Raw genomic sequence first — 4,071 nt, 5'->3', positions numbered from 1 at the left:
CGGCCGGTAGTGGATGGAATCGAGCAGGCCCACCGCCACGAACACCGACAGGATCACCGCCGAACTCATGGCCGGCGCATCGCGCCCCACCCGCGCCCAGGTGGCGCGCAGCGTGGGGCTGCGGCGCACGCGCCAGATATAGCCCAGCACTCCCGCCACCAGCAGGAACAGCGCGATATCCGTCCACAGGAATACGAACTTGGGCATGGCGGTTACTCGAAACGCACGCGGGGGTCGACCAGCGTGTAGGAAATGTCGGCCAGGATCAGCCCCACGATGTACAGCGCGGCCCCCAGGAACACCATGGCGCGCACGATGGAGAAGTCTTGCGCGTTGATGGCGTCGATGGTGTAGCTGCCCAGGCCCGGAATGCCGAAGAACGATTCCGCGATCAGGCTGCCCATGAACAGCAGCGGAATGGCCGACACCGTGCCCGTAAGAATGGGCAGCATCGCGTTGCGCAGCACATGGCGGAACAGCACGGTGCGTTCGGCCAGGCCCTTGGCGCGCGCGGTGCGCACGTAGTCTTTGCCGACTTCTTCCAGGAACAGCGCGCGGTAAAAGCGCGCCTCGGGGCCCAGGCGCGACACGATGGCCACCAGCACCGGCAAGGCCAGGAACTTGACCGCATCCAGCCCGCCGGCGAAGCCCGAGTACGGCACCAGGCGCAGCACCTTGGAGAACATCCATTGCCCCGCGATGATATAGAACAGGCTGGAAATGGACAGCAGTATCACGCACAGCACCACCCCCCAGAAATCCAGCCGGGTGGCGCGGAAGTACACCAGCAGCAGCGAGAACACGGCGCTGGCGAACAGCCCCAGGAAAAACGTGGGAACGGCCAGCGCCAGGCTGGGCCCCATGCGCATGCGGATTTCGCGGCTGATGTCGTGGCCGGAATCCGATGCGCCGAATTCCAGGCCCAGCAGGGGCACCGAACGCTGGTAGAAAATGGTGTGGGTGAGCTGTTCGACGCCCTGGGCCTGGCGGTTCAGGAACAGCGGCTTGTCATAGCCGTGCTCGGCTTTCCAGCGGTCTACGGCTTCCTGGCTGACCCGTTGCCCGCCGATGGCCAGCCGCGCCATGTCGTCGGGCGTATTCACGGCGAAGAACAGGATGAACGTGAATAGGTTCACGCCTATCAGTATCAGCACCCCGTACAACAGGCGGCGGATGACGTAGCCCGTCATGACTGGTTCTCCTTCGAGGGCCTGGAACCCGCCGTCGGGCCAAAGGCGGTTTGCCGCTCGCGCCGCTTCAGCGCCACGTACGATGGCCAGATCGCCAGCGCGATCACGACGGCCAGCAGCAGCAACGGCCACCAGCGCGGCGTATTCCATTCGTCTATCTTGCTGACGCGCACGGCCGGGTCCACCTTTACGTACTGCAGGGTGTTGCGCATCATCTGCGTGGGCTTGGCGTTGCCCACCCACTGCTGGTAGGCGCCCGCCGACATGGGAAAGTAGCCGAACATCCAGGGCGCGTCGCGCTGCACGATGGCCTGCATGCGCGCAATGACGGCTTCTTTCTCGGGGCCATCGTCCAGGAACTTCATCTGCTCGAACAGCTGGTCGAATTCCGGGTTGGAATAATTGGCCGCGTTCTCGCCGCCATGCTTTGCCTTGCCATTGGGGCCGTACAGCAGGAACAGGAAATTCTCGGCGTCCGGGTAGTCGGCCAGCCAGCCCCACAGGAAGATCTGCGCCGACCCGCGCCGCATCTTGTCCTGGAAGCGGTTGTAGTCGGTGGACCGCACGTCCATCTGGATGCCGATCTTGGCCAACTGGCGGCGTATCCAGTCGAATTGCGGATTGGCGCCGCCGCCGGTCATGGCGTCGTAATACAGCACCAGCGGCGCGCCGGTTTCGGCATTGCGCCCATTGGGATAGCCGGCCTCGGCCAGCAACTGCCTGGCCACGTCCAGCGGCTTGCGCACCGGCTTGCCGTCCACCAGGTCATAGACCACCGGGTTGATGCCCTCGGGCGGCTCGCGGTAGCCCAGCACGCCCGGCGGCACGGGCCCGTAGGCCACCATGGCCTGGCTGTTCTCGAACACGGCCACGTATTCTTCCCAGTTGAAGGCAATGCTGATGGCCTGCCGCAGCTTGCGGTTCTTTTCCTGCTGCTCGGGCGTGTCGCCGTGCCCCACTACGGGGTCCAGCCAATTGAAGCCCATGTACCAGATCGAGGTCTCGATGGAGGTGGGCAGCTGGATACCATGGTCGCGGTAGCGCCTGGCCTTGTCCGGCGAATCGCCGGCGGCCACCAGCATGGCCACGCCGTATTCGCCGCGCTCGACCTGCGGGATGTCGTAGTACCCCTGCATGAACTTGCCGGTAAGCGGCACGGCTTCTTTTTCGACGCTGAACACCACCCGGTCGACGAAGGGCGTGGGCTTGCCGCAGTCTTCCAGCAAGCCGGCGGCACGGTCGGCGGGCTCGCCCTCGCAGGGGTAGGGTTCGCCGCGGAAGTTGGGGTTGCGGGCCAGCACATGGCGCCGATTCAGTTCGGATTCGGCCAGCATGTAGGGCCCCGTGCCCACCGGCCAGGTATTCAGCGACAGGTCATGGGCGGCCATGCCTTCCTGGCTGTAGAAGCGGTCGGCTTCCCAGGGAACGGGCGCGGTGAAACTCATGGCCAGCCAGTACTTGAACTGGGGATACTTGCCCTTGATGCGGATGCGCAGGGTGTGGTCGTCCAGCGCCTGGACGCCGTCGAAACCCTCGGCCTCGCGCAAATCCAGCCAGGGCAGGTCGCGCTGGCCGTACGGCAGGCCTTGCCGCAGGGCTTCGTCGCGCTGTTTCAGGCGCTGGCCGTATGCGTCCATGCCGACGATGTATTCGGCCATGACCGCGTAAATGGGCGAGGCCACGCGCGGGCTGGCCAACCGGCGGATGGCGTAGACGTAGTCGTGGGCGGTGAGCTCGCGGGTTCCCGTCTTGGGAAAATCCGGAATATAGAACTTGTCGTCGAGCTCGCCCGGCCGCAGGGGAAAGTAGCTGTAGGCGCCGTCGGCCTCGCGCGCGAACGCGGGATGCGGCTGGAACTGCACGCCATGGCGGATGGGAATGTCGTACACGCTTTCGGCGATCTGTTCGCCGGGGGTGTCCTGGGGCAGTTCCCTGCCTTGCGCATCGTAGTAGCGCGGCGGCGATACCGCCGCCGCCGCGCGCGGAATCAGTTCGTATGGGCGCTTCAGGTAGTGATACCCGTAAAGCGGCTCGTAGATGTTGTAGGTGAACGGGGTTTCATCGGAAGAATACGAGCGGGCCGGGTCCAGGTATTTGGGCGACCGCTTCACGAATGCGGTGTACAGCGTATTTTCCGCCAGGGCGCCGGTTTCGTAGGGGCTGTTGATGGGGTCCCGGGAACAACCCGCCAGCGCCAGTGTAGACACCAGCACCGCCATCGAGATCCGCCGCAGCCATGCACCCATAGAATTGTTTTCCGTGTAATTTTCCCGCTACCCGCCTGGCGCACAGCATAGCAAAGGCAACCGGCCCGCCCCATCCAGGCAAGCCCGGATGCAATGCGCGCCATGGCCTTGGACAGGCTGCTAGCAGCGCTGGTTCCGCCAGCATTCGTAACGCCACTTCCAGGGCTCGGTGGCGCCACCCTGCCCCCACAGGCCTTGGCCGGCCTGGCGGGCCTGGCGCTGCAGGCCCGGCATGGCCTGGTCGCGCAGGTAGTCGCCGCGCCGCGCGGTATAGGCCCAGGCATAACCGGCCGCCACCTGCGCCCGGTTGGCCGAGCTGCCGTCCGGCAGCACCAGGGCGCAGACCTCGCGGTCGAACTGGTCTTGTTCGTAGCATTGGGCGGTAAGCGTCTTGCCGCCCACCAGTTGTTCCAGGTGCCGCTGTGCGGCCTGGGCGTAAGGCTGGCCGGGTTCCCTGGCACCGTGCCCGGCCTCGGGCGCATCGATGCTGTCCAGGCGGATGCGGTGCGGCGCCCCGTTGACGCGCAGGGTGACCGTGTCGCCATCGGGCACTTTGACCACCGTGGGGGGCAAGCCGCAGGTGCGCAGCGCCGAACCGCATGCGCACGTTTATATCCGGTCGCCTTACGGGGTGT

At 65.6% G+C, this 4,071-nt stretch carries 2 protein-coding genes and 2 pseudogenes; all 4 read right to left on the bottom strand.

Going from position 1 to position 4,071, the window contains the following annotated elements:
• Positions 1-207, bottom strand: a pseudogene (locus tag LPZ50_RS22735) (ABC transporter permease); the annotation flags it as partial.
• A 5-nt stretch (positions 208-212) separates the two neighbouring features.
• A complete protein-coding gene (locus tag LPZ50_RS22730; RefSeq protein WP_230665092.1) occupies positions 213-1,190 on the bottom strand; it encodes an ABC transporter permease in 978 nt (325 codons plus the stop codon).
• On the bottom strand, positions 1,187-3,436 hold the full coding sequence (locus tag LPZ50_RS22725) for an ABC transporter substrate-binding protein (RefSeq protein WP_230665091.1): 2,250 nt from the start codon (positions 3,434-3,436) through the stop codon (positions 1,187-1,189). Before LPZ50_RS22725 ends, LPZ50_RS22730 begins: the two co-directional genes overlap by 4 nt.
• A 120-nt stretch (positions 3,437-3,556) precedes the next feature.
• Positions 3,557-3,997: pseudogene (locus LPZ50_RS22720) on the bottom strand (thermonuclease family protein); the annotation flags it as partial.
• Positions 3,998-4,071: the final 74 nt, after the last annotated feature.

Origin of the sequence: Bordetella petrii (genome assembly GCF_020991325.1) — a bacterium.
GTDB classification, from domain to species: domain Bacteria; phylum Pseudomonadota; class Gammaproteobacteria; order Burkholderiales; family Burkholderiaceae_B; genus Bordetella_A; species Bordetella_A petrii_E.
The sequence above is the reverse complement of the archived record's forward strand: the minus strand, read 5'-3'. Positions and strand labels throughout refer to the sequence as shown.

Coding starts and splice junctions, on each gene's coding strand:
- LPZ50_RS22730 (WP_230665092.1), bottom strand. CDS start 1,190: ATGACGGGCTACGTCATCCGCCGCCTGTTGTACGGGGTGCTGATACTG.
- LPZ50_RS22725 (WP_230665091.1), bottom strand. CDS start 3,436: ATGGGTGCATGGCTGCGGCGGATCTCGATGGCGGTGCTGGTGTCTACA.